The following is a 23740-nucleotide window of genomic DNA, read 5'->3' as shown; positions in this document are numbered from 1 at the left end:
TAGCGGCGCGATTTATCGCGCATGTCGATGTCAGCAACGTGCCCAACCGAGCAATGCGCAATACATTGCGCCGCTACAGATTCAGGGGGTGAAAAACTGCGATTCACACTGGCGCGCGATCTCCCACAGCTTGTTGCGAATCACCTGTTTCAGCTGCAGCGTTGATTGCGACTGCGGCTGATCGCGGCGACTGATTAACATCACCTCAAACGGTAGCGGCTGCGCGACCGGCAACAACTTGAGCTGGTCGGCATAACGGCACGCGGTAAACAGATCGACAATCCCGACGCCGCCGCCCGCCAGCACCATATCGGCAATCACCGAATAGGTTTTAATCGACAGTGATACCGCCGGATTGAGCCCTTTATCGCGCAGCGCGCGGTGCAGCACCCGACCGAGCGGATCCTGATTCTGCATCATCAACAGGTTGTTGGCGCACAGCCACTCCAGCGTCACCGGCTCATGGTGGGTGTGATCGCGCGGCAGCAACGCCACCATCGACGACTGAAACAGCGGTTCCGCCAGTAAATCGGCATCCACCTGCTGACCAAACACCAGCGCGAAATCGAGCTGATTATCCATCAGCATGCGGCACAAGGTGCTGAAGTGCTCGGTGACCAGTTCCACGCTGACCGACGCCGCCTGTTGCCGCCAGTTCACCAGCGCGGGTGCTAATACCATCTGACCAAACGCATGCGCAGCACCGACGCGCACCGTTTGCCCTTCGCCGCGCCGTAGCTGCTCGGTCAGCTGGGTAATCGCCTGTAAACGCTGATAGATATCTTCCACTTCCGGCAGCAAGCGCCGCCCTTCTGCCGTCACCACCATGCCCTGCGCGCGCCGCTCAAACAGCGCAAAACCGAGCTGCTGCTCGGCGTGATTAAGCACGCGGCTGACATTCGGCTGCGACACATTCAGTAAACGCGCCGCCGCACTGATGCTGCCGGTCTGCACAATCGCCTGAAAGACTTCAATATGCCGCAGCCGCATGATTATTCGCCCCAGGTGGCTTCAAGCACGCGCAGCCAGTTGCCGTGGCAAATCTTCTCCAGCAGCTCGCGTGAATAGCCGCGTTGCGCCAGCGCCTGCACCAGCAGCGGGAATCCGGCCACGTCCTTCAGATCGCCTGGCATGGTGGCGCCATCGAGATCCGAACCAAAACCGACGCCCTCTTCCCCCACTTTTTCCAGCAGATACTCAACGTGGCGCACGATGGCATCGACGCCGGTCGGCGCATGGCGATCGCCATCTTCACGCAGGAACGGCACGGCAAAATTGACGCCGACAAAGCCGTTGGTTTCGGCAATCGCCGCCAGCTGGCGATCGGTGAGATTACGCGACTGCGCGCTGAGCACATGCGCGTTGGAGTGGCTCGCCACCAGCGGCGCATCGCTGATTTCCGCGGTGTGCCAGAAGCCTTTCTCATCCATATGCGACAAGTCGACCATGATGCGGCGGCGATTACAGTCGCGCACCAGCTGCTTGCCCGCAGCCGTCAGGCCGTTGCCGATATCTGGCGATGAGGGATAGAGGAACGGCACGCCGTCGCCGAACTGATTTGGGCGGCTCCACAGCGGTCCCAGCGTGCGCAAGCCGCTGGCGTACAGCATGTCGAGCAGCTCGCCGTGGGTATCCAGCGCTTCCGCACCTTCGACGTGCATCACCACCGCTAACACCTTGTTCGCCATGCAGTGACGAATCTCGCGCACGCTGCGGCAAATCTTCACCTGGCCATTCGAGGCCTGCTCAATGCGCAGCAGCAGCGCCAGCATGGAAAAGGTCGCATCGCGCGCTGAGTTGATAATTTCCTGAGGAAAATCTGCAAGGTCTGGCGCACTTCTTGCAGTCAGAGGGTGGGACGGCACCCAGGTGGCGAAAATGCCACCTGCCATATTTCCCTGACGGATACGCGGCAAGTCCATTTGGCCCGTTTTGGTGCCAGTAAAAAAGGCATTAACCGCGTCCGGCTGATGGTGCTGCCACAGCTTATTCAGCACATCGTTGTGGCCGTCAAAGACCGGAATATCGAGGGTAATCGAGTCAGACATGTTGTTCAGTTCCATGTTCGGGGGAAAGCGCAGCACTGCCAGCTGGCGGAGCAAATTGCACCATAAAAGGGCAAAACCACACGCGTGAAACAAAGGACGTAGAACCGGTATTAATCCTCCGGTGGGTGCCTAAAGTCAAGACAAAAAACAATCAAACGGCAATTTTTTATTTTAATTATCAATAAGTTGGGAGTTTACATGGTTACCAGAAGACGTTTTCTTGCAGGATGCACTGCTGTACCTGTTGTTTCCTACCTCAGCCTGAATTCTTCCTTTGCCGCGACGCCGCCGACCATGCTGGTGATCGCGATGCAGCTCGATAACATCACCAGCCTCGATCCACACGAAAGCTTCGAAGCCACCGGCGGCCAGATCTGCGGCAACCTCTATCAACGTTTAGTCACGCCCGATCCCAAGCAAGCCGATAAAGTGATTGGTCAACTGGCGCAAAGCTGGGACGTCAGCAGCGATAACGGCACTTACACGTTCCATCTCGATCCGGCGGCCAAATTCGCCGATGGTTCGCCGCTTACCGCAGAAGACGTGGCATTCTCGATTGAGCGTATCGTCAAGCTGGATAAGAGCCCGGCCTTTATTATCAACCAGTTCGGCTTTACCAAAGACAATGTGACGCAGCGGGTCACCGCGAAAGATGCGCACACCGTGGAGATGAAACTCGGCGCGCCGGCGGCCGAAACCTTCCTGCTCTACTGCTTGTCCGCCACCGTCGGCAGCATCGTGTCGAAGAAAGCCTGTCTGGCGAACCAGCAGAACAATGACTTCGGTAACGGCTGGCTGAAACAGCACAGCGCCGGTTCCGGTGCCTTTACCCTGCGCACCTGGAATGCCAGCGAAACGGTGATTCTGGAGATTAGCCCGCAATATAAAGGCGCCAGCAAAACCAAACGCGTGATCCTCAAGCACATCGCCGACCCAGCCGCGCAGGCGCTGATGCTGAAAAAAGGCGATGTTGATGCCGCATATGACCTCACCACCGAACAGTTGCTGCAGGTGAAAAACGACAGCAGCGTGTCGCTGGTGAATCAGTCGCTGTCGGCCATCATGCTGATGTCGTGCAACACCAATAATCTGTACCTGAAAAAACCGCAGGTGTGGCAGGCGCTGAAGTGGGCGCTGGATTACGACAGCATTCAGAAAAACATTCTGTCGATGAGTTTTGTCACCCATCAAAGCTTCCTGCCGAGCGGCTTCCCGGCGGCGCTGGACGATACGCCATTCCACAAAGATCTGGCGAAAGCCAAAGCGCTGCTGGCCGAAGCGGGATATCCGGACGGTTTCGAAATCACCCTCGATCACTACTCCATGCAACCCTATCCGGACATCGCGCAGGCGATTCAGACGCAATTGGGCGCGATTGGCATCAAAGTGTCACTGATCGCCGCCGAAAATCGCCAGGTTCTGACCAAGATGCGTGCGCGACAGCATCAGCTGGCATTGACGGTTTGGGGCGCCGATTACTTTGATCCCAACTCCAACACCGAAGCCTTCTGCGTTAACACCGACAACAGCGATAACGCGCGTGCGCGAACGCTGGCGTGGCGCTGCAGCTGGTCAGACGATGAATTTAACAAACTCACCGAGCAGGCGCTGCATGAGCCGGATCCGACGAAGCGCATCGCGCTCTATCAGCAGATTCAGCAGTTAGGCCGCGAGAAGAGCCCGTTTATTTTCATGATGCAGAAGACCAAAAACGTGGCCACCAGCAAAGCGCTGAGTGATGTCCACGTGACCGTACTGGAGCAGTGGCCGTATGCGCAGGTGAAAAAAGCCTGATGCCGTTACTGAAGAGAATCGTCAGCACCCTGGGAAGCCTGGTGCTGACGCTGTTTGGTCTGTCGGTGTTGACCTTTTTCATTGGCCGCGTCATGCCCACCGATCCGGTGCTGGCGGCGGTCGGTGATAACGCACCGCAATCGGTGGTTGAGCGCGTACGTGCGGAAATGGGGCTGGATCAGCCCCTTTACGTGCAGTTTGGTCACTACCTCAATCAACTGCTGCATGGCGATCTCGGTAAATCGATTCTCACCTCGAATCCGGTGATTACCGATATCGCCCGCTTCTTCCCCGCCACCATGGAGCTGGCAACGGCGGCCATCATCATCGCGGCGCTGATTGGCATTCCGCTTGGCGTGTGGGCGGCGGTGCGTCAACGTTCGTGGGTCGATCAAACCATTCGCGTGATCTGTCTCGCCGGCCATTCGCTGCCGGTATTTGTGCTGGCGCTGCTGAGCCTGCTGATATTCTACGCGGTGCTCGGCATTGCGCCCGGCCCCGGACGGCAGGACATCATCTGGCAGGATATGGTGCCGCAGGTCACCGGCTTCCTCACCATTGATTCGCTGCTGGCCGGGGAAATGGACGCCTTCTGGGATGCGCTGGCCCACATGGCGCAGCCGGTGCTGATTCTGGCCTACTTCAGCATGGCCTACATCACGCGTATGACGCGCACCTTTATGCTTAACGCGCTGAGCGGCGAGTTCGTGATCACCGCGCGCGCCAAAGGTTTGTCATCACGGCGGGTGATTTGGCGGCATGCGTTTCCCACCGTGGCGGTTCAGCTGGTTACGGTGCTGGCGCTGACCTACGCCGGATTGCTGGAGGGCGCGGTGGTGACGGAAAATGTCTTCGCCTGGCCCGGCATCGGCCAATATCTCACTACATCGCTGATGAACGCCGACATGAACCCGGTGATCGGCGCCACTTTGCTGGTCGGCACCGTGTATGTGCTGCTCAATCAGCTGGCTGACCTTCTCTATCGACTTTGGGACCCGCGCGTAAAATGATCTTCTTCTCACGAGAATGGCTGCTCGACGACACGCCAGCCAATCGCCGCCAGGCGGTGTGGGGCCGGCGTTATCGCCTGTGGCTCAGCCTGCGCAGTAATCCGCTGGCGATGGCCGGATTGCTGGTGGTGGCGGTGATGCTGCTGCTGGCGCTGTTTGCGCCCTGGCTGACGCCGTTCGAACCCGGTATGCAGCATCTGGAAAACCGTCTGGCGGCCCCTTCCGCCGCGCACTGGCTCGGCACCGATGAGCTGGGGCGCGATGTCTGGACGCGCATTATCTACGGCGGCCGCACCACGCTCGGCATGGTGATCGCCGTGGTGCTGCTCACCGCGCCGCTCGGCCTGCTGATTGGCTGCATTGCCGGCTATGCCGGCGGTTTCATCGATAAAGCGCTGATGCGTTTGACCGACATCTTCCTCGCCTTTCCGCGTCTGATTCTGGCGCTGGCGTTTGTCGCCGCGCTGAAACCCGGCGTGGAGAGCGCGATTCTGGCGATTGCCCTGACGTCGTGGCCGCCGTATGCGCGTCTGGCGCGGGCCGAGACCCTGCAGTTCCGCCACAGCGACTTTATCGCCGCCAGCCGTCTGACCGGCGCTTCGCCGCTGCGCATTATCCTGCGCCATATCATGTCGCTGTGCGTGCCGAGCCTGATTGTGCGCGTCACGCTGGACATGAGCTCCATCATCATCACCGCTGCCAGCCTCGGTTTTCTCGGCATGGGCGCGCAGCCGCCGTCACCGGAATGGGGCACGATGATCGCCACCGCGCGTCGTTTCCTGTTCAGCGAATGGTGGGTGCCATTGATGCCGTGTATCGCGATTTTCCTGACGTCTCTGGCGTTCAACTTTCTCGGCGACGGTCTGCGTGACGTGCTGGATCCCAAGGAGCGCTAAATGTTGGTGGAAATTGAGAACCTGCGCGTTGCCTTCCGCTCGCGCAGCGAAACCGTTGAAGCCGTGCGCGGCGTCAGTTTTAGCGTTGGCCACGAGAAGTTCGCCATTGTCGGCGAAAGCGGCTCCGGCAAGTCACTGACCGCGCGCAGCCTGATGCAGCTACTGCCGGGCAACGCGGAAGTCAGCGCCGATGTGCTGCGCTTTGACGGCATCGATCTGCGCGGAGCCAGCGAGAAAGTGCTGCGCAAAATTCGCGGCAAGCGCGTCGGTTTTATCCTGCAGGACCCGAAATACTCGCTCAATCCGGTGATGACCATCGGCCAGCAGATTGCCGAAGCCTGGCGCGAGCACAAAGGCGGCAGCCACAAAACGGCGATGCAGGCGGCGATTGAGCTGCTGGAGCAGGTGAAGATTCGCGACCCTGAAGCCGTGGCGCAACGCTATCCGCATGAAGTCTCGGGCGGCATGGGCCAGCGCGTGATGATTGCCATGATGCTGGCACCCGATCCGGAACTGTTAATCGCCGATGAACCCACCAGCGCGCTGGATGCCACGGTGCAGGCGGAGATTCTGAAGCTGATTGACGAGCTGGTATCGGCGCGCGGCATGGGGCTGATTCTGATTAGCCACGATTTGCCGCTGGTGTCGCACTTCTGCGATCGCGTGGCGGTGATGTACGCCGGCCGCATCGTTGAGCTGCTGGATGCCGGGCAGTTGCAGCAGGCGCAGCATCCCTATACGCGCGGTTTGCTGGCGTGTTTGCCGTCGTTGCGCCATCCGCGCGAACGTTTACCCGTATTGCAGCGCGATGCCGCGTGGCGAGAATAATTTATGATTCACATCGATAACCTGCGCATCAACTTCGGTGCGCACACGGCGGTAAAAGACGTCAGTTTCTCGGTCGGTAACGGCGAAAGCTTTGGCCTGGTCGGTGAAAGCGGCTCGGGCAAATCCACCATCCTGCGCGCGCTCGCCGGACTGAATGCCGACTGGCAAGGCAGCATGCTGTTTGGTGGCATGCAGCTCAGCGCCAAACGCAGCCGCGCCTTCTATCGTCAGGTGCAGATGGTATTTCAGGACCCGTTTGGTTCGCTGCATCCGCGTCAAACCATTGATCGCATCCTGCACGAACCGCTGCTGGTGCATCAGCTCGATCGCGCCGAACAGCGCATCAGCCAGGCGTTAAGCGAAGTGGGGTTGCCCGCGTCGGTGCGTTTCCGCTATCCGCATCAGCTGTCGGGCGGCCAGCGTCAGCGCGTGGCGATTGCGCGCGCGCTGATCGCCGAACCGGAAGTGCTGCTGCTGGATGAGCCGACCTCGGCGCTGGATGTGTCGGTGCAGGCCGAAATACTCAATTTACTCAGCGATCTCCGCAGCGAGCGCAAACTCACCTACATTATGGTGACGCATAACCTCGCGGTGGTAACGCATCTGTGTCAGCGCATTGGCGTGATGCAGAATGGCGAGATGGTGGAACAGCTGAGCGCCGACGATCTGCGCGCGCGACGCATCCAGCATCCGCATACCGCCCAACTTTTCGATCTCAGCATGACGCTGGAGGAACCGGCATGACCGCTTACTGGCAACGCGCCGCGGATGTCGCACAACAGATCACTGAAAGCTGGCAACAGCCAGGCGCGCCGGGCGGTGCGATGATCCTGTTTGATGCGCACCAGATTCACTCAACGCACTGCGCCGGATTGGCTGATTTGGCGCAGCAAACGCCGTTTAGCGCCGACAGCGTGGTGCGTTTCGCCTCCATCACCAAACATCTGTTTGCCGCGCTGGTGACCGGACCGGGACGCCGCTATCTCAAGCTCGACGATCCGCTGGTGCAGCATCTGCCGCAGCTGTGCGGCGCCAACGGCCAGATCACCGTCGGCCAGGCGCTGGATATGAGCAGCGGTTTGCCGGACGTGCGCGAAACCTTATCGCTGCTGGGATTGTCGGTGTACAACGCCACCCGCGCCGACGACCTGCTGGATTTTGTCGCGCGCGAAGGCGATCTCAACTACGCGCCCGGCAGCGAAATCTCCTACACCAACACCGGCTATCGGCTGGTTGAAGAGGCGCTGAAAGCCAAAGGCGTGTTATTTAATGATCTGCTGCAGCAGTACATCTGCGATCCGCTGGACATCAACCTGATTGCGCCAGAAAGCTGGTTCGATATTGTGCCCGGTTTAGTGCCCGGCTACTGGCAAAACGGCGCGCAGTGGCAGCTCTCCAGCGCCGGTTTGCATCTCTCGGCATCGGGCAGCGTCACTGGCAGCCTGAATCATCTGACGCGCTGGCTGCAAAGCCTGCTGGCCGATAGCGGACCAGGCGCGGGCGTGCTGCAGCGCCTGAGCGCGCCGCGCAATCTCAACGATGGCCGCACCAGCGGGTACGGTTTGGGCATCACCAGCTCGACGCTTGGCAGCCAGACGCTGTTCGGTCACGGCGGTTCGCATGCCGGTTATAAGAGCTATTTCCTGCTGCATCCGGAGCTGAAAATCGGCGTGGCGCTGGTCGCCAACCGCGAAGATGTCACCACCTCAGAAAGTGTGCTGCGCGTGATGGCGGCGCTGCTCAATCGTGCGTTACCGGAGAAAGGACACGATTTAACGCCCGGACTTTACGTGGCGGAAGACACCGCCGACTGGCTGGAAATCAAAGGCGTGACCGCCACCTGGCTCGGCGCAGGCGAAACCTTGTGGCGTGACGATGTGCACGGCACGGCGGTGTCGCTCTCCAGCACTTTCCCGATGCAATTACGCCATGCTGGCGCGGCGATTGTGGGAGAGATTGGTCATGCCGCCCGACGTTTTGTGCCGGTGCAGGCCGATCAGGCCAGCCTCGATCATCTGCAGGGCCGCTGGTTCGCGCCGCAGTGGCGCAGCGAGTTGGTGATTGAGGGCGACAGCTTAATCATGGGCATCGGCCCGGCGGCGATTCGTGCGCGTTTACAGTCGCTGGGCAACGATCGCCTATTAGCTACCGCGCAGGATGGACCGTGGGAGAAGCGCTTCGCGATTGCGCGCGAAGGCGACACGCTGCGGCTGCAATTGAATCGTAGCCGCGTGGTGCGCTTTTTACAGACAGCACGCCCTAAATAATTCGAGTTGCAGCAAGGCGGCAAGTGGGTGAATCCCCAGGAGCTTACATCAGTAAGTGACTGGGGTGAGCACACATAGCCAACGCAGCGGCGGCTCGAAGTATGACGGGCGCTAAGCCACGTAATGATGTAAACGACCGATTTTCTCGATTTCCACTTCAATCTCATCGCCGGGGAACATAAACAGCGGTGGCGTGCGTTTTTTACCGACGCCGCCCGGTGAACCGGTGATGATCACATCGCCTGGCGACAGCGGGCTGAACGCGGAGATGTACTCAATGATCTTCGCCACCGGATGCACCATGCTGGCGGTGGTGTCGTTCTGCACTTCGCGCTGATTGAGCCAGGTTTTGATCGCCAGCTGCTGCGGATCGGGGATCTCGTCAGCTGTAGTCATCCACGGTCCGAAACCGCCGGTCTGCTGCCAGTTTTTCCCGGCGGTGAACCAGGTAAACTGCATGTCGCGCACCGTGGCATCCATAAAGCAGCTGTAGCCCGCAACGTGCTGCAACGCATCGGCGGCTTTCACCTGATAGGCCGCTTGGCCGATGATCACCGCCAGTTCACCTTCGTAATCAAATTCCTGCGTGGTGATGGGTTTCAGCAGCGGCTGCTGGTGCGCCGCCAGCGAATCCGCGAAACGCACAAATAGCGTCGGCGCTTCAATCGTCTCGGCAAACTCTTTGCGTTTGTCGGCGTAGTTCATGCCAACGCAGAACACTTTGCCAGGATTTTCCACCACCGGCAGGAAGCGAATGGCGCTAAACGGGTGATCAATCGGCTGGGACACATAGGCGTCGAGATCGCTTAACGCGCCGCGTTGCAGCAAGGTTTTCAGGTCCGGGCAGTCAGCGCCAAGACGCAAGCCGATATCAATCACGCCCTCTTGCTGCACAATACCGTAACTTTTTCTTTGCTGGTCAATAAGATAAAAACTGCAGAGCTGCATGACTGCCTCGTTGTGATCTATAAATTGCGCGCAGGTTAGCAAAATTCAGCAGGAAATGCGGACCGACCTGATGACGCTATTTTCCACATCGCGCAATAAATTGCGCCGCTACGGTATGTGCACATATTGGTAGCGGCGCGATTTATCGCACATTTTACATTACGACTGCGTGGTCGCCAGATAGGAGAAGGCGCTCAGCAGGCTAATCAACGTGTTCATGTCATCCGCGCGATAGCCAACGGTGACCGCGTCAATGCGCGTCACGCCGGGAATCAGGCTGAACAAATCCGCCAGCACCGGTTTGCTGGCTTGCAGCTGCATCTCATAAGGCGCGCTCAGGCGCATGGTGCTGACCTGACGTTTGCGTTGCACGGCGGCCGTCGCGGCAGCGCGAATGGCATTTTGCGCTGCCTGCGGGCTAATGGATTCGGCGCAGGTGTGCGAGATGGCGCGTTTCACACAGACGTAATCCACCGAGGGATAATGCTCGGCAATCCAGCCTTTAAGCTGATCGTCTCCGCTCACCAACCACAGCGGCGTGCCCTGTTCAGCAGCGGCTGCGGCGTAGATGTCGCTTTCGCCCATCACCTTGCCGTTGATGTGAATGCGCCAGAACGCACGGCCGTTAATGGTGTGCGCCAGCACGCCCGGTTCACCCGCCGCGCTGTGATAGCCGATAAAGAACAGGCCATCAAACGGCTGCTGCTCAATGCCTTCTACCATCGATAAGCCGCGCGGTTTGCCCTGCACCATGCGCGCGCGGGGATCGATATTTTCCGCACGCAGGTTGGTCATCTGCGCGTGGCTGTCGGCCACCACCACTTCCGTTGCGCCGCCAGCGAAGGCGCCATCGATCGCGGCGTTAACTTCCTGTTCCATCAGTCCACGCGCCAGTTGGTATTCGGCGTGGCCGGGTGAACACTGTTCCGGCCGCATCACGCCGGCGATGCCTTCGATATCGGCTGAGATAAAGATTTTCATCGAATTAATTTATCCAATACTTCCGTTAACGACGGCCGATGATGGCCACGAAAACCGGTGACAGATTCGGCGCTGAGTAAGGCATCCAGCACCGCGTGTTCGGTGGCATCGGCGGCGGCGGCGAGCAGCGGTTCCAGCGTGGACTCTTCTGGCGGTTGCGGCTGCGGCTGGGTGGAAAACGCCAGCGCGATATCGCCCGAACCGTGGCCCCAATAGCTGCCCAGTCGTCCCAAACCGGCACCGGCGCGTTTGGCGACGCGCTTCAGCTGACGTGCATCGAGCGGCGCATCGGTCGCCATAATAATGATGATGGAACCGGCATCGCGCTGCGGCGTCAGTTCCGGCAGCAGCGGCGCGATCATTTCACCCAGGCGTACGCCATCCAGCGTCAGCGCGGTTAACGCGCCAAAGTTCGCCAGCACCAGCACGCCCAGCGTGGCGTTGAGCGACGGAATACTGCGCGATGCCGTGCCAATGCCGCCTTTCAAACTGAAACAGCTCATGCCGCGCCCGGCACCGACGCTGCCGCGCTCGAAATCTGCCGTGGCGTCATAGAGTGCTTGCTGCGCCATCGCTTCGGTGATCGCCAGCGCCTGAATATCGTTAAGCCAGCCGTCATTGCACTCCAGCGCCAGCGGATTGACCGTGGGCAAGCTGCGGCCCAACTCGCGGTTGCGGCTGATGGCATCGCGCACCAGCGTAGTAAACAGCGTGCCAACCGCCAGCGTGTTGCTCAGTAGAATCGGCGTTTGCAGCACGCCTAACTCTTCAACCTGCACCAGGCCAACCGGCTTGGCGAAACCGTTAAACACCGCCGCCGCACAAGGTAGCGGCTGGGTAAACAGATTGTCGCCCGGCGGCACAATCGCGGTAACGCCGGTTTGTCGCTCGCCGTCGGCTAGCGTGTAGTGACCGACGCGCACGCCGGGCACATCGCTGATGCGATTGGTTGGCCCGCTGGCGCTGCGCGGTTGTCCCAGCTGACGCTCGTTGCGCCAGCGTTGCAGCAGCAGGTCGCGCTGCAGTTGTTGAAAGTCCATGCTTAGCTCTTCAGTTTAGGATCGAGCGTGTCGCGCAGCGCATCACCCAGCAGGTTAAACGCCAGCACGGTAATAAATATCGCCAGACCCGGAAACACGCTGACGTGCCACAAGCCCGCCATCATCATGCTGCGGCTCATCGCCAGAATATTGCCCCACTCCGGCACATCGGGTTCCGGGCCGAGGCCGATAAAACTCAGCCCGGCAGCGGTCAGAATACTGGTGCCGATACGCATCGTGAAATAGACAATCACGTTTGACAGCGTGCCCGGCAGAATATGGCGCAGCAGAATCACGCGATCCGGCGCGCCGGCGCAGCGCACGGCTTCAACGTACGCCGCCTGTTTCAGCGACAGCGTAGAAGCACGCACGATACGGGCAAATACCGGCACGCTGAAGATGGCTACCGCAATGATCACGTTGTTGAGTCCCGGACCGAGAATCGCTACCACCGCAATCGCCAGCAGCATGCCGGGAAAGGCGAACAGCACGTCGGAGCCACGCATAATCAACATATCGATCCAGCGTCCGTAATAGCCCGCCAGCAAACCCAGCAGCACGCCGACCACCATGCCGAGCGTTACCGACAGCACGCCAACGTACAGTGAGATGCGTGCGCCAAAGATGATGCGGCTGAACAGATCGCGACCGAGTTCGTCGGTGCCCATCCAGTGCGTGCTGGACGGCGGCGATGACAGCGCCATCCAGTCTGGCGCCATCGGATCCCACGGCGCCAGCCACGGGGCGAAAATGGCCACCAGCACCAGCAGCAGCACAAAGCCGCCGGAGACCAGCGCCAGCGGATTACGCACCAGCGCGTGCAGGAAATCGCGCCACGGCGAACGGATCGCCTCCTGCGCGTGGGCAGGCAGAGATTGCAGACTCATCAGGGCTCCTGTCGCAGGCGAATTGCTGGGTTGACCACGGCATACAGCAGATCGACCAGCAGGTTAATGACGATAAATTCAAACACGAACAGCATGACTAATGCCTGGATCACCGGTTGATCCTGCGCCTTGATCGACTCGATCAACAGCCAGCCCAATCCCGGCCAGTTGAACACGCTTTCGACCACGATCGATCCGCCGAGTAAGAAACCGAACTGCAAACCGAGCATGGTGATCACCGGGATCAACGCATTGCGCATCACGTGTTTCCACGTTACCAGCCGATTGCGCAGCCCTTTGGCTTTGGCGGTGCGCACGTAATCTTCCTGCGCCACTTCAAGAAACGCCGAACGGGTGAAGCGCGCCATCACCGCTGCCACCGAGGAACCGAGTGTGATCGCCGGTAACACGATGTCGCTGGGCTGGTTAAAGCCGCTGACGGAAAACAGGCCAAACGGCATGGCGACGAACTGGATCAGCAGCAGACCGAGCCAGAAAGTGGGCATGGAGATGCCGCCGACGGCGACGCTCATTAAGGTCCAGTCCTGCCATTTACCGCGTTTCAGTGCGGCAAATACGCCGAGGAATAACCCCAGAATCACCGACCAGGCAAACCCGGCCAGCGCCAGCCACAGCGTCGGCATAAAGCCCTGTTTGATCACGTCCAGCACCGGCTGTTGGGTGCGATAAGTGACGCCCAGATCGCCGCGCAGCAAACCGCCGATCCAGTTGATATATTGCTGCGGCAGCGGATCGTTAAGTCCGAGATGCTGACGCGCTGCTTCCACCGCGGCCAAAGGCGCATCCGGCCCGGCGTAGATACGCGCCGGATCGCCAGGCAGCAGTTTGATGAAGCCGAAGACCAGCAGCGAGACCACCAGCAATACGGGGATCATCTCCAGCAGTCGGCGAATGATGTATGCGAACATGCGGTTCCTTTATTATTTGGGATAGTGCTGGTTGCTCCCAGATGGTGCTGGCTGTCTCCAGATCGTGCTGGCTGTCCCCAGACCGTGCTGGCTGCCCCCAGACCGTGCTGGCTGTCCCCCATCCCGGCCTTCCCCCGCAAGCGGGGGAAGGAGACGCTGCCACATGCCAGTGATGAAGCTGCATGTGGCAGCATCTTCCTCCCCCATTTATGGGGGAGGACCGAGGAGGGGGACAGCGAGCACATTCGTAGGGGACAGCAAGCACATTCGTAGGGGGACAGCGAGCACCCAACCCCACCCAACCTTTACTTAAACGTCGCCTGATTAAACAGGAAGTTACCATCCGGCAGCATCGACACACCGCTCAGCGTGCTGCGTTTGCCGACCAGGTTGTCTGGCGTGCCGAGGAACGCTACCGGTGCCTCTTTCCACAACACTTTCTGCGCTTCGGCGTAGGCTTCACCACGCTTGGCCGGATCGGCGGTGGCTAAGCCACCGGCAATCGCTTTGTCGGCTTCGGCGTTGCTGAAGTACGAAACGTTATACGAGGTCGGCACCCAGGATTCGGTGGCGTAGAGTGGACGCAAGGCCCAATCGGCATCACCGGTTGAGGTCGACCAGCCGCCGTAGTAGAGATCAAATTCCGCCTGTTTCGGATCCTTCACGCCCCACAGTTTGGCGTTGCGTGTGCCGGAATCCATCGGCGTGACCGTGGCGCGAATGCCCACCGTTGCCAGCTGCGCTTTTAACACCTGCGCGGCACGCACGCTGGCGGTGGCGTTGGTGACCCACAGTTTGAGATCGAGGCCATTCGGATAACCGGCGGCCTTCAGCAGCGCTTTGGCTTCATCTGGCGCATAGCGGTAGTTCGGCGTAGCTTGTTTCTGGTAGAACTGCACGCCTTCCGGAATCGCCGAACTGGCCGGTTTACCCATGCCGGCAAACGCCACTTTCAGCCACAGATCGCGGTCAATGGCGTAGTTGATCGCCTGCCGCACGCGCACATCATTCAGCGGTTTGTGCTGAGTGTTGATCGCCATGTAATAGAGATAAATGCTTGGATCGCGCTGTACCGCCAGTTTGCTGTCGCTCTGCACGGTGGCGATTAGATCGGATGGCAGCGGCCAGATCGCATCCACCTGGCCCGACTTCAGCGCCGCAACGCGCGTGGCATCTTCCGGGCTTGGCGAGAAGATCACGTTATCCACTTTCGGCCAGCCTTTTTGCCAGTAGCCGTCGTATTTCGCCAGCGTCACCGCTTTACCCGGCTGCCACGTTACAAACTTGAACGGGCCGGTGCCGACCGGATGCAGGCGCAGCTGCGCTTCTTCCGGATACTGCTTGAGAATCGTCGGGCTCCACATCACCGCCGACGGATGCGCCAGCGTGTTAATGAAGGCACCAAACGATTGGTTCAGATCGATTTTCACCTGATCCGGCGCCAGCACCGTTACCTTAGCAATCATCTTGTAAAGGCTGTTGCGCTTGAGGCCTTTGCTCTGGTCGGCAAGGCGATCGAGGTTGGCTTTCACCGCTTCAGCATCGAACGGCGTGCCGTCCTGGAAGGTCACGTCTTTACGCAGCGTCAGGGTAAATTCGGTGGCGCTATCGTTGCTGGTGTAGCTGGTGGCGAGCCACGGCTGCAGCTTCATCTTTGCATCGAACTGGAACAGACGCTCGAAGATGCCGCTCTGCACCGAGTAGCTGACGTTATCGGAGGTATCGTGCGGATCGAGGCCGGTGATATCGGCATACATCGAAATGCGCAGATCCTGCGCCTGAGCGGCGGCGGCCAGCGAGAGGGTCAATCCCAGCGCAAGCGCAGTACGGCGAAAAATCGGATTCATGAAATCTCCTGGTATTGAGGGTTAGCGCGAAACAAAATCAGCGACCCAGTGTTGCGGAGCAACCTGGCGATAACGCGGTTTAATGACCGTTTCTCCCACCTTGCGCAGCGGCGAAGGAATTTCGCCCTCTTCGAAAGTGCGGGGTTGCCGGTTCTGGGGATCGGCCACCGGCACCGAGGCCAGCAGACGTTGGGTATAAGGATGTTGTGGCTGGTTGAACACCGATTGGCGCGGGCCCAGCTCAACAATCTGGCCGAGATACATCACCGCCACGCGGTTAGCGATACGTTCCACCACCGCCATGTCGTGCGAGATAAAAATCCACGCCACGCCGGTTTGCTGTTGCAGATCCATCATCAGGTTCACCACCTGCGCCTGAATTGAGACGTCCAGCGCCGAGACGGCTTCGTCGGCGATGATCACTTTGGGTTTCAACGCCATGGCGCGCGCAATCGCAATACGCTGGCGCTGGCCGCCGGAAAATTCGTGCGGATAGCGCCGCGCATGTTCCGGCAATAAGCCCACGCTTTTCAGCAACGCATCAACCTGCGGCGACGCTTCTTCCAGCGATTTCACCCTGCCGTGCAGCAGCAGCGGTTCGGCAATGGTGAAGCCGACAGTGAGACGTGGATTGAGCGAGGCGTAAGGATCCTGAAACACCATCTGGATTTCACGGCGCAGCGGCTGGAACTGCGCTTCTTTCAGGTTGGCGATTTCATTGTCCTGGAAATGGATGCTGTCGGCGTCGCTGTTAATCAGCCGCATCAGCGCCCGGCCGGTGGTGGATTTGCCGCAGCCGCTTTCGCCGACAATCGCCAGGGTTTCACCCGGCCACAGGCTGAAGTCGATCTGCTCCACCGCGTGCACCTGATGGGTGAGCGCCGAGAAAATCCCGCTGCGAATCGGGTAGTACACTTTCAGGCCACGCACATCCAGCAGCGGCGTTTCGTCATAGCGCGCGGTGCGCTGCTCGCTGTTATCGCTGGCATTGCTGCCCAACAGCGGAAAACGCTGCGGCCATGCGTGTTCGCGCATATCGCCGAGCTTCGGCACCGCCGCCAGTAACGCTTTGGTGTAAGGATGCTGCGGCGCGTTGAAGATTTCAGTTACCGTGCCCTGTTCAACCACTTCGCCGCGCAGCATCACCACCACGCGATCGGCGATTTCTGCCACCACGCCCATGTCGTGAGTAATGAACAGCACCGCCATCTGCTTCTCGCGTTGCAGGTCGCGCAGGATATGCAGAATGCGCGCCTGCACCGTGACATCCAGCGCGGTGGTCGGCTCATCGGCGATCAGCAGTTGCGGATCGCAGGCCAGCGCCTGCGCAATCATCACGCGCTGGCGCATGCCGCCCGACAGCGAATGCGGATAGCTTTTCATTACGCGGTTCACATCGGCGATGCGCACCTGGCGCAGTAATTCGCGTGCGCGCGCGTCGGCCTGACTTTTGTCGCAAATCTGATGGTCACGTAGCGCTTCAGTCAGCTGATCGCCGACGCGCAGCACCGGATTGAGCGAGGTCATCGGCTCCTGAAATATCATCGCCATTTCGCGGCCACGCAAAGCACGGTGCTGGGTTTCATTCAGCGTGGCAAGCTGATGCGCGTGGCCCTGACGATCGCGGAACTGCATGCTGCCGCGATCGATACGCCCGGATGCGGCTAGCAAGCCCATCACCGCCAGCGAGGTGACCGATTTACCCGAGCCACTTTCGCCCACCACGGCGACAATTTCGCCCTGATGAATGTTAAAACTGATGCCCTTCAACGCCTGATTTTCGCCGCTACGGCCGCGAAAACTGACGCTGAGATCCTGAATCGCGAGCACCGGTTCTGAATTGGCAACGCTGGCGGCGTTGGATGTGAGTAAAGTGTCCGTCATCGTTGCTCCGCATGCGGGTTACAGCCAGATTTGGCCTTGAGCGTAAGAAAGGAAGGGCGAGCTATCAGCGGCCAGCCAAATGGGGCCATCAAGATCGACATGTTCAGCGGCAATCGCCACCGGCAGCGCCGCTTCCATCGCCAGTGAAGAACCGAGCATGCAGCCGACCATCAACCGCATATCGTGCTTCTGCGCCTCCTCCACCATCGCCAGCGCTTCGGTCAAACCGCCGCACTTATCCAGCTTGATATTGATCATCTCGTAGCGATTGCGCAGCGGCGCGATGTCCTCGCGGGTGTGGCAGCTCTCATCGGCACACACCGGAATCGGGTGCGTGAAGCGCTGCAACGCCTGATCCTGACCCGCCGGCAGCGGCTGCTCGACCATCGCGATGTTAAAACTCGCCAGCGCGTTGAACAGGCTGGGCAAATCCACGCCCGACCAGGCTTCATTGGCATCAATGATTAAGGTGGCGCGCGGCGCGGCCTGACGAATCGCGGCGACTTTCTCCAGAATGTCGTCGCGATTAAGTTTGATTTTCAGCAGGATGGCGCCGCGTGATACCGCATCGGCAGCGGCGGCGGCCATGTTTTCGATGGAGTCGAGGCTGAGAGTTTCGGCGGTGATCACCGATGGCGGCTGACGACGCTCGCACTGTTGCCACAGCGTGTGCTTCGCCAGCGCGGCATCGAGACGCCACAGCGCACAGTCCAGCGCATTACGCGCTGAACCGGCAGACAAACGGCTTTGCAGATCGAGGCGGCTCAGGCCCGCTTCCATGTCGGCGCGCAGCGCTTCCAGTTCGGCGTTGACACTTTCTGGCGTTTCATCGTAGCGCGGCGTTGGCGTACATTCGCCGCGGCCAATAAAACCGTTCTGCTCCAGCGTCACGCGAATCACCGTGACTGCGGTGCGCGTACCGCGTGAGATGGCGAACGGACGCGCCAGCGGCAATTCCAGCACTTCAATCTGCATGCGCCGCATGTTAGCCACGCTCCTGCAGCAGCGCGGCGATATCCGCAATGCCGAAACGCACCGGATCGGTGGCAGGCACGCCGAATTCGGCGCTGATCTCTGCACAATAGGCGCGCGCTTCGTCTTCGCTGTAGTTCGAGGTGTTAATGGCGAAACCGGCCAGCTGAACCGCGTCGCTGGTAACGTGCGCTGCGCGCAGGTTGGCTTCAACGCAATCTTTCAGGCTGACCATTGGCTGATGCGGCAGATGACGCATATGCGGACGCCCCATTTCATGGCACATCACCAGCCAGTGCGGCTGCGCACCGTGGATCAGGCCCATGCTGACGCCAGCATAGGAAGGATGGAACAGCGAACCCTGACCTTCAACGATATCCCAGTGATCGGCGTCATTGGCTGGCGACAGCGCTTCGACCGCGCCGGCGATGAAGTCGGCAATCACTGCATCAATCGCGATACCTTCGCCCGCGACCAAAATACCGGTCTGGCCGGTGGCGCGGAAATCGGCTTGCATGCCGCGTTCACGCATCGCGGCTTCCAGCGCCAGCGAGGTGTACATCTTGCCTACCGAGCAATCGGTGCCGACAGTAAGTACACGCTTACCTGTGCGCTTTTTACCGCTGCCGACCTCCAGTTTTGGGCGCATGTGGCGCAGGTCGAACAGCTCAACGCCGAACTCTTTGGCCAACGCCACCAGCTCCGGCTCATCCACCAGACGATGGTGCAAACCGCTGGCCACGTTCATCCCGGCAGAGAGGGCGCTTTTTACCGTGTCGAGCCAATGCGTGGGCAAGTAACCGCCGGCATTGGCGGTGCCGAGCACCAGCGTTTTGGCACCGCGCGCTTTGGCAGCGGCGATGTCGAGGACGTCGAGGCCAAGCGTGACGGTGCAGCCCGGCAGTTTGATTTCGCCAACGCACTGCTCTGGACGCCAGACGTGAATGCCGCGTGCGGTTTTAGCGGCCAGTGGATCGGTTACATCGCCGAGGAAGAGTAAATAAGGTTGTGGGATCAGCATGATGTTTCTCGTTTCAGACGGTTTATAGGGCCTGAATTGACTATTTCACGCAGAAGATGGGGTGACGAATGCTTGTTTAGTAGCGGGGTATAACGTGCGGCTATAGCCAGATCGAAATCTAATGGCTGAGGAGTTTTATCAGCGAGTTAGGGGAAAAATGGGGAGATTAGCGGCTGGAGAGATAAGAAAATCGTTGATAACCACAGGTCGATCCCTGACCGCGATTATCGAGGGTATTTGACGGAATGCTTAGTTTAAAGCACCCGGCGGTACGTGTTTGAAAGTCTCGACATAAGAACGGAACACGTAGCGGAAAAAGCGTTTCATAAAGCACCTGGTTCAAAAATTGTTGAAGAAATACGCAAAAAGTATAGCCGCTGAGCGTTTTTACCGCAATTATTTTTGAAGTAGATCACAGAATTGGGGATTAGTGCGGATGTGAAGAAGAGGTCGCCATGAATGGCACAACGACAACGTGGTTAGTTAAACCAGCCTAAATGCTCGCTTAAAATGGTGCAGCCAATGCTGATCAGCACTACTCCGCCCAACACTTCCGCCCAATTGCCCATCACCGGGCCGATAAAGCGTCCAACCAATACGCCGGTGGTTGCCATGATAGTGGTCGCCGCGCCGATGGTGACGGCGGTCATGATGATATTCACCTGCAGGAACGCCAGGCCAACACCGACGGCCAGCGCATCAAGACTGGTGGCGACGGCGGTTAACGCCAGCACCATAAAACCATGACGCTGCGGCGCTTCGCACGGCTCGTCAGCGGTTTGACGAAAACCTTCCATCATCATACGGCCGCCCAGCACGGTTAACAGCACGAATGCCACCCAATGATCCCACGCCATGATGTAGCGGCTGGCCGCGAGGCCAATTGCCCAGCCAATCAGCGGCGTCAACATTTCGATAACGCCGAAAATCAGGCCGGTTCGCAGCGCCTCTTTGAAACCTGGGCGATGCAGCGACGCGCCTTTGCCCAGTGCTGCGGCGAAAGCGTCCATCGACATGCCAAAGGCCAAAATCAGGGTTGCGATAAATGTCATGGGTTTTTAATCAATGCCGCGGAACCGGCGTTAAAGCCGCTACTTGTCCGCATTTATTGTTCAGTAATGAAAAAGTGCGCGCAGTCTAACACGCAAAAACGCCAAAAAAAAGACAGTAAAATCAGGGATTTAAGTATAGCAAAGGCTATAACTCTTAACTTCCGCTATTTTTGACGCTAAGTGAATGGAATAGAAGAAATTTCTGAGCGCGAGCCGGCGCGGGGATTGCACCGTAGCGCGGTTTTATGCGCTAATGCCCGCGCTAACTGATTTGGACAATGACCATGAATAATCCATTCGAAACGCTGATCATCCCAGGCGGCATTCTGCTGCTAGGCTTTCTTTCCGCCCTGCTGCTGCCCGCGCCTTCATTTGGTATTGAGCTGGCAAAACAATTGCAGGAAAGCCTGCATTTGATGGATGTTAATCAGCTGTATACCATCGTCTTTAGTTTGTGGTTTTTGCTGCTGGGCGCGATCGAGTTTTTCGTCATTCGCTTCCTGTGGCGCCGCCGATCGCGCTGATCGTTTTTCCGGCAAGGTGATGCATTTTTCTTCTGGCAGCTTTACGCGGTCATACCTCAATTCATCACCACAAAAATGTAACATTACTTTTACACGACCTGGCGAAATATCGCGCAACATAAAATCCGCATAAATAATCAATCTAGTTAAAACATATATTTTTCAACACATTAAAATGTGATGCATATCACTCGCCGTTTTCACCCCCGTTATAACCCCTCACAATAGCGTAACAACTGCATTACGCTAACCGTCTGATTAAGAGATAAAAATCCCTTATGACCGCGAGGTTGAGCTGATTAATTCTTATGCTGAATCATTTCCGCCTTTAAAAAATAAACAAACGTTTAATTCCGATACGAGAATGTTATATTCGGATGCATATGCATAACGTGCAGTTAACCGTTATCGTCCCCGTGACTTATACCTGAGTCTTAACCTTTGAGAGATAGCGCCACGCGCTCGAAAGAAGCGCGGCTATTTCGCCTGCGAACCTGTTGAGCTTCAGGTCAACAGAGAGAGGAGATGTCGCCTCATGAGTACTACTGCGGTAAATCTGGCGCTCGCCGCCGCTTCAATGGAAAGTGCAAACCTTCAGGAACGAAAAGACGTCGACGTACTGCTGATTGGCGCAGGCGTGATGAGTGCGACTTTGGGCGCATGGCTGCAAGATCTCGAGCCTGACTGGTCAGTTGAGATGGTTGAACGTCTTGATGATGTGGCCGTTGAATCCTCTAATGGCTGGAACAACGCCGGAACCGGTCACGCCGCGCTGGCGGAGCTCAACTATACGCCGCAGAAGGCGGATGGCAGCATCGACATCGCCAAAGCGGTCGCGATTAATGAATCGTTCCAGATTTCGCGTCAGTTCTGGGCGTATCACGTGCAGAAAGGCAACCTGCGCAATCCCAAAAGCTTTATCCACAGTACGCCGCACATGAGTTTCGTCTGGGGCGACGATAACGTTGAATTCCTGCGTAAGCGTTTCAATGCGCTGCAGAAAAGCACGCTGTTCCGCGGCATGAATTACTCTGAAGATCGCGATCAAATCACGGAGTGGATTCCGCTGGTGATGAACGGCCGCGACAGCAAACAGAAAGTGGCGGCGACCTGGACTGAAATGGGTACCGACGTGAACTTCGGTGAAGTAACGCGTCAGCTGATTGCCTCTTTAGAGAAGAAAGCCAATTTCCGCCTGCGTCTGCGCCAGGAAGTGCGTGATATCAAACGCCTGAGCGACGGTCGCTGGCAGGTCACGCTGCATAATCTGGCCAGCGGTGAAAATCGTGTGCTGACCACGCGCCAGCTGTTTATCGGTGCCGGCGGTGCGGCGTTGCCGCTGCTGCAGAAATCCGGCATTCCGGAAGTGAAAGGCTACGCCGGTTTCCCGGTGGGCGGTTCATTCCTGGTGACGGAAAATCCTGACGTGGTGAAACAGCATATGGCGAAGGTGTATGGCAAAGCCAGCGTCGGCGCACCGCCGATGTCGGTGCCGCACGTCGATACCCGCGTGCTGGATGGCAAACAGGTGCTGCTTTTTGGGCCGTTTGCTACCTTCTCAACCAAATTCCTCAAAGAGGGTTCGCTGCTGGATATGTTCGGCGCGATGAACACCAGCAACCTCAAGCCGATGGTGCAGGTTGGCCTGAAAAGTTTCGACCTGGTGAAATATCTGGTTGATCAGGTGCTGCAAAGCGACAGCGATCGTATGGAAGCGTTGCGCGCTTACGTGCCGCAGGCGAAGCAGGAAGATTGGCGTTTAGTCACTGCTGGCCAGCGCGTGCAAATCATCAAGAACGATGCCGTTGAAGGTGGCGTACTGCGTCTTGGTACTGAAGTGGTGACTTCGGAAGATGGCACCATTTCCGCCTTGCTGGGTGCCTCACCGGGCGCCTCCACCGCCGCACCGATTATGCTCGAGCTGATGGCGAAAGCCTTCCCGGAACAGATGCGTTCACCGGAGTGGCAGACCAAAATCCGCATGGTGATCCCATCGTGGGGCCGTAAGCTGAACGGCGACGTCGCACTGACCGAGAAAGTGCTGGCCGATACCAGTCGCGTGCTGCAACTCGACTACGAGCCGGTGATTACACCCGATGCCGCCAACGATGAAGCGCGCGAAACCGCGCACGTGGTGGGTAAGTAACAAGGTAGTATCGGATGTTGGCAAGATGAGAGGCCGCGAAAGCGGCCTCTTTTTTTATGGCTTGCTCAGCAGCACCGCGTCGTACAACATCCACGCAGTTGTCGCCACCAGCGACAGCGCCATCAAACTGTTAAACGCCTGACGTTTCCACGCGACCTGCAGATGGCTGCGAAGGCGATCGCCCAGCGCTGCCCAAATCAAAATGCACGGCAGATTCAGTGCGGCGAATCCCAGTAGCACCGTCAGCACGCCGTTACTGTTGGCGTACATCAGCGCCACGTTGGTGACCATCAGCCAGGCTTTGGGATTCACCGCCTGGAAACAGATGCCGCCAATTAGCGTCATGGGACGCGGGCGTTCACGCAGTTGCGGCGCGCCAGCGCGGAAAATCTTCCACGAAAGCCACAGCAGATAGCTACAGCCGACTACCGTCAGCGGCAGGCGAATCGCGCCCATCCAGTGCAGCAGCGCATCCAGCGCCACGCTCGCCAGCAGCATCTGTATTGCGCAGCCTAGCAGGATGCCAAACAGCATCGGCAGCGTGCGTTTAAAACCAAAGTTAACACCCGACGTTGCCAGCAGCAGGTTATTTGGACCCGGCGTGATCGACATCACGGTGACGTAGCTGAAGAATGAGGGATCGAGCATGATGCGCTTCCTGAAGAA

General features: G+C 58.6%; 21 protein-coding genes. 8 read left to right on the top strand and 13 right to left on the bottom strand.

The features are described from left to right. Positions 1-81: 81 nt before the first annotated feature. The gene (locus KVT28_RS20360) at positions 82-990 is read right to left on the bottom strand and encodes a LysR family transcriptional regulator (protein WP_192236921.1); all 909 of its coding nucleotides are present in this window, start codon (positions 988-990) and stop codon (positions 82-84) included. 2 nt (positions 991-992) lie between these two features. Beyond that, the gene (locus KVT28_RS20355) at positions 993-2048 is read right to left on the bottom strand and encodes a dipeptidase (protein ID WP_217549834.1); all 1056 of its coding nucleotides are present in this window, start codon (positions 2046-2048) and stop codon (positions 993-995) included. Between the two features lie 198 nt (positions 2049-2246). Between KVT28_RS20355 and KVT28_RS20350 the strand changes: the two genes are divergently transcribed. The 6 genes from KVT28_RS20350 to KVT28_RS20325 are packed head-to-tail and all read left to right on the top strand — an operon-like array spanning position 2247 to position 8843. Continuing rightward, positions 2247-3842 carry an ABC transporter substrate-binding protein gene (locus tag KVT28_RS20350; RefSeq protein WP_217549832.1) on the top strand — a complete coding sequence of 532 codons (1596 nt, stop codon included), beginning with the start codon at positions 2247-2249 and terminating at the stop codon, positions 3840-3842. Further along, the gene (locus tag KVT28_RS20345; protein WP_217549830.1) at positions 3842-4852 is read left to right on the top strand and encodes an ABC transporter permease; all 1011 of its coding nucleotides are present in this window, start codon (positions 3842-3844) and stop codon (positions 4850-4852) included. Before KVT28_RS20350 ends, KVT28_RS20345 begins: the two co-directional genes overlap by 1 nt. Continuing rightward, a complete protein-coding gene (locus KVT28_RS20340) occupies positions 4849-5748 on the top strand; it encodes an ABC transporter permease (protein ID WP_217549828.1) in 900 nt (299 codons plus the stop codon). The genes KVT28_RS20345 and KVT28_RS20340 overlap by 4 nt, the downstream gene beginning before the upstream one ends. Further along, positions 5749-6576, top strand: a complete 828-nt coding sequence (locus KVT28_RS20335) for an ABC transporter ATP-binding protein (protein ID WP_217549826.1) — start codon at positions 5749-5751, stop codon at positions 6574-6576. It begins immediately after the preceding gene. Between the two features lie 3 nt (positions 6577-6579). Continuing rightward, a complete protein-coding gene (locus tag KVT28_RS20330; protein ID WP_217549824.1) occupies positions 6580-7320 on the top strand; it encodes an ABC transporter ATP-binding protein in 741 nt (246 codons plus the stop codon). Next, positions 7317-8843 carry a serine hydrolase gene (locus KVT28_RS20325; RefSeq protein ID WP_217549821.1) on the top strand — a complete coding sequence of 509 codons (1527 nt, stop codon included), beginning with the start codon at positions 7317-7319 and terminating at the stop codon, positions 8841-8843. Before KVT28_RS20330 ends, KVT28_RS20325 begins: the two co-directional genes overlap by 4 nt. Before the next feature lie 111 nt (positions 8844-8954). On the opposite strand, the gene KVT28_RS20320 is transcribed toward KVT28_RS20325, so the two are convergent. From KVT28_RS20320 to mntP, 10 genes are all read right to left on the bottom strand, one after another. After that, positions 8955-9791 carry a fumarylacetoacetate hydrolase family protein gene (locus tag KVT28_RS20320; RefSeq protein ID WP_101762766.1) on the bottom strand — a complete coding sequence of 279 codons (837 nt, stop codon included), beginning with the start codon at positions 9789-9791 and terminating at the stop codon, positions 8955-8957. A gap of 159 nt (positions 9792-9950) precedes the next feature. Further along, positions 9951-10772, bottom strand: a complete 822-nt coding sequence (locus KVT28_RS20315; protein WP_217549819.1) for a M55 family metallopeptidase — start codon at positions 10770-10772, stop codon at positions 9951-9953. Further along, on the bottom strand, positions 10769-11812 hold the full coding sequence (locus KVT28_RS20310) for a P1 family peptidase (RefSeq protein ID WP_192415460.1): 1044 nt from the start codon (positions 11810-11812) through the stop codon (positions 10769-10771). Before KVT28_RS20310 ends, KVT28_RS20315 begins: the two co-directional genes overlap by 4 nt. A 2-nt stretch (positions 11813-11814) precedes the next feature. Next, complete coding sequence (locus KVT28_RS20305; protein ID WP_007891891.1) at positions 11815-12699, bottom strand: ABC transporter permease subunit; 885 nt, start codon at positions 12697-12699, stop codon at positions 11815-11817. Continuing rightward, entirely contained in the window at positions 12699-13628 is a 930-nt protein-coding gene (locus KVT28_RS20300; protein ID WP_008106670.1) for an ABC transporter permease, read from the bottom strand. Before KVT28_RS20300 ends, KVT28_RS20305 begins: the two co-directional genes overlap by 1 nt. Positions 13629-13933: 305 nt before the next feature. Beyond that, on the bottom strand, positions 13934-15475 hold the full coding sequence (locus KVT28_RS20295; RefSeq protein WP_217549817.1) for a glutathione ABC transporter substrate-binding protein: 1542 nt from the start codon (positions 15473-15475) through the stop codon (positions 13934-13936). A gap of 21 nt (positions 15476-15496) precedes the next feature. Beyond that, entirely contained in the window at positions 15497-17359 is a 1863-nt protein-coding gene (locus KVT28_RS20290; RefSeq protein ID WP_217549815.1) for an ABC transporter ATP-binding protein, read from the bottom strand. Positions 17360-17377: 18 nt separating this feature from the next. Beyond that, a complete protein-coding gene (gene dgcA, locus KVT28_RS20285; RefSeq protein ID WP_217549813.1) occupies positions 17378-18343 on the bottom strand; it encodes an N-acetyl-D-Glu racemase DgcA in 966 nt (321 codons plus the stop codon). A gap of 1 nt (position 18344) precedes the next feature. Continuing rightward, complete coding sequence (gene dgcN, locus KVT28_RS20280; protein ID WP_192236912.1) at positions 18345-19352, bottom strand: N-acetyltransferase DgcN; 1008 nt, start codon at positions 19350-19352, stop codon at positions 18345-18347. Between the two features lie 479 nt (positions 19353-19831). After that, positions 19832-20404: a manganese efflux pump MntP gene (gene mntP, locus KVT28_RS20275; protein ID WP_217549811.1), complete on the bottom strand. Its 573-nt coding sequence runs from the start codon at positions 20402-20404 to the stop codon at positions 19832-19834. 284 nt (positions 20405-20688) lie between these two features. Between mntP and KVT28_RS20270 the strand changes: the two genes are divergently transcribed. Together KVT28_RS20270 and mqo are read left to right on the top strand one after the other, a co-directional pair. Then, entirely contained in the window at positions 20689-20928 is a 240-nt protein-coding gene (locus KVT28_RS20270; protein ID WP_007891898.1) for a DUF1158 domain-containing protein, read from the top strand. A 535-nt stretch (positions 20929-21463) separates the two neighbouring features. Continuing rightward, positions 21464-23074 carry a malate dehydrogenase (quinone) gene (gene mqo, locus KVT28_RS20265; protein WP_217549809.1) on the top strand — a complete coding sequence of 537 codons (1611 nt, stop codon included), beginning with the start codon at positions 21464-21466 and terminating at the stop codon, positions 23072-23074. A gap of 54 nt (positions 23075-23128) precedes the next feature. Here mqo and KVT28_RS20260 read toward each other — a convergent pair whose 3' ends face one another. Further along, complete coding sequence (locus KVT28_RS20260) at positions 23129-23722, bottom strand: LysE family translocator (protein WP_217549808.1); 594 nt, start codon at positions 23720-23722, stop codon at positions 23129-23131. Positions 23723-23740 lie beyond the last annotated feature (18 nt).

Origin of the sequence: Pantoea sp. GbtcB22 (genome assembly GCF_019091025.1) — a bacterium.
GTDB classification, from domain to species: domain Bacteria; phylum Pseudomonadota; class Gammaproteobacteria; order Enterobacterales; family Enterobacteriaceae; genus Pantoea; species Pantoea leporis.
Note: the sequence above shows the minus strand (reverse complement) of the source record. Positions and strands in the feature narration are given on the sequence as shown.